Origin of the sequence: Veillonella sp. CHU110 (assembly GCF_003992255.1) — a bacterium.
Lineage (GTDB): Bacteria > Bacillota > Negativicutes > Veillonellales > Veillonellaceae > F0422.
This window is the reverse complement of record NZ_RQVA01000032.1, coordinates 1-2,846: the sequence shown is the minus strand read 5'-3', so window position 1 is coordinate 2,846 and position 2,846 is coordinate 1. Positions and strand designations below refer to the sequence as shown.

3 protein-coding genes are annotated in these 2,846 nt (G+C 35.7%); all 3 read left to right on the top strand.

Annotation, left to right across the window (positions count from 1 at the left end; all coding sequences use genetic code 11):
• Positions 1–320: 320 nt before the first annotated feature.
• The 3 genes from EO122_RS08105 to EO122_RS08095 all read left to right on the top strand — a co-directional run bounded on the left by EO122_RS08105 (position 321) and on the right by EO122_RS08095 (position 2,605).
• Positions 321–1,136, top strand: coding sequence for a basic amino acid ABC transporter substrate-binding protein (locus EO122_RS08105; RefSeq protein ID WP_371413203.1), 816 nt, complete (start codon positions 321–323; stop codon positions 1,134–1,136).
• Positions 1,137–1,202: 66 nt separating this feature from the next.
• Positions 1,203–1,886 (top strand): amino acid ABC transporter permease, encoded by a 684-nt coding sequence (locus EO122_RS08100; RefSeq protein WP_126938186.1) that lies wholly within the window; start codon positions 1,203–1,205, stop codon positions 1,884–1,886.
• Positions 1,883–2,605: an amino acid ABC transporter ATP-binding protein gene (locus EO122_RS08095; protein ID WP_127010144.1), complete on the top strand. Its 723-nt coding sequence runs from the start codon at positions 1,883–1,885 to the stop codon at positions 2,603–2,605. The genes EO122_RS08100 and EO122_RS08095 overlap by 4 nt, the downstream gene beginning before the upstream one ends.
• The last annotated feature ends 241 nt before the right edge of the window (positions 2,606–2,846 follow it).

Below are 2,846 nucleotides of genomic sequence, written 5' to 3'. Positions count from 1 at the left end.
TATGTCTATTTTATTGCAAAAAAAGAATGTTGGCGACTACTCTTATATGAGTAGCCCCAACATTTATTATAGAGCCTATTTTTTTATTCTATGAATAAAAATTGGTGGCATACAGTGAGATATTCAAGCTAATAATAGGATAACGTATTTGTAAGTAGTTAGGATATAGCGTATATTTCAGATATTCTTTGTTGTTGTAGTTTATATATAGGGGTAAATAAAAATACAAAAAATATGAAAATTTATGTTGACTAAATATACAATTAGATGTATAATCAGTGCATACATTACAGAACACAATTAAGAAGTAAAGGAGAATGGTGATGAAAATGAATGTAAAACAATGGATATGCACAGGATTAGTAACATTAGGTGTAATGGCTATGTTAGGTGGATGTGGATCTCAAGGGGCAGAACAAGCACAGACTAACAATGTATTAAAAGTAGGTACTAATGCAACCTTTGTTCCTTTTGAGTTTAAAAATGAAGGTTCCGAAGAGGTACAAGGCTTTGATATTGATGTGGCAAAAGAGATTGCTGCACGGACAGGTAAAACAATTGAATTTAAAAATGTGCCTTTTGATGGGTTAGTTCCTGCATTAGATAATGGGGAAATTGATATAGCTGCCTCTGGTATGACCATCACTAAAGCACGGACAGAAAAAGTTGGTTTCAGCATGCCTTATTACGAATCAGGTATGGCTGTAGTTGTTAAGAATAGTAGTCCCATTAAAGGGTTACAGGATTTAGGTGGAAAAACTATTGCTGTACAAATGGGAACTACAGGAGCTGATTTAGCAAGTAAAATTGATGGAGCGGTGGTTAAAAACTTTGATCACACAAGTGATGCCTTATTAGAATTGAAAAATGGCGGCGTTGAAGGTGCTTTAATCGACCTCCCAGTGGCGCAATACTACGTGGCTAAGCACGCAGATGAACAATTGCAAGTCATTGAGTACCCTAATACAAAAGAATACTTTGGGTTAGCTATGAACAAGAAGAATACAGCCCTTATTGAAAGTGTGAATAAAGCATTGACAGAGATGAAGCAAGATGGTACATTAAACAAAATATACCAAAAATGGTTTAAAACAGATATGCCGAAAGATATGCCCGTGACATACGAAGGGAAATAAGGTACTATATAAGGAGGCTTTTTAGCCTCCTTACCTGTGTGTATATGAAAGGATGGATTGTTGACGATGGATTTTAATTGGAAGTTGATTGTAGATTCTCTACCTCTACTGATCGGAGGAGCGGGAATTACAATTCAGATCACTCTTATGAGTGTGGGATTTGGATTCTTTATTGGACTCGTGGTGTCTTTGATGAATTTATCTCGCTTTAGAGTGATTCGACTCATTGCAAAATGCTATGTAGAATTATTTAGAGGCACACCATTACTAGTACAAATCTTTATGATTTACTTTGGTGGGCCAAAACTATTAGGAGCTATTGTAAATGCCAATGGTGCACCAGAGCCTATTGGGCCCTATTTAGCGGCTGTATTGGCATGTTCTATTAATTCTGGAGCCTATGTGTCAGAAATATTCCGTGCAGGGATTCAATCGATCAACAAAGGACAAATGGAAGCTGGTCGTTCATTGGGATTAACATGGTTCCAAACGATGCGTTATATTATTATGCCACAAGCGTTCAAGGCAATTATTCCACCACTTGGAAATGAATTTATTGCCATGTTGAAAGATACATCTCTGGTAGCAGTCATTGGGTTTGAGGAATTGACACGTCGTGGTCAATTAATTATTGCACGTACCTATGGCTCTTTTGAAATATGGACTGCTGTAGCGGTGATATACTTAATTATGACATTAACCATTTCCCGACTCGTTGCATACTTAGAAAGGAAATATAATATTAAATGATTAAATTAATTGATGTACATAAATATTTCGGTGAATTACATGTACTGAAAGGTGTTAATGCCGAAATCGATAAAGGTGAAGTAGTGGTTATCATTGGTCCCTCTGGATCAGGGAAAAGTACCGTGCTTCGTTGTATGAACTATTTAGAAGAGCCTACCTCTGGGGATGTCATTGTAGATGGAATGAATTTGAATGTAAAAGAAAATATAAACAATGTACGCGCAGAAGTAGGTATGGTATTCCAGCGATTTAATTTATTCCCTCATATGACAGTGTTAGATAATATTACATTGGCACCACAAAAAATTAGAGGACTTTCCAAGGCAGATGCAGAAGCAATTGCCCATGATTTGTTGGGAAAAGTAGGACTTTCAGACAAAGCGGAGGCCTATCCAGAACAATTGTCTGGCGGTCAGCAACAACGTGTAGCTATTGCTCGTGCGTTAGCGATGAAACCTAAGGTGATGCTTTTTGATGAGCCAACCTCTGCGTTAGATCCAGAAATGGTTAGTGAAGTATTAGATGTTATGAAAGATCTTGCTAAAGAAGGAATGACAATGGTAGTTGTCACTCATGAGATGAGCTTTGCCAAAGAAGTAGCAACGCGAGTTTTATTTGTCGATGGTGGCGAGATTCTAGAAGAAGGTACTGCAGAAGAAGTGTTTGATACACCAAAACATGAGCGGACACAATCCTTCTTGTCTAAAGTTATTCGATAAGGAATAGTATATATAATAAAAATAGATAACTCCCAAGCTAGTTAATACACAAGGTATAACTACTTGGGAGTTTTTTGTATAGAATATTTTGTGTAAAATATACAAAATGTATAAAAAAGTTATTTATAATAAATTTGAAAGATCTGCTTGAAAATAAAAATTGATGTATTGTGTAAGTTACAGGTATTCAAATGGATTAATAATAACAATATGAAAAATATATAAAGTTTTATATTTGATA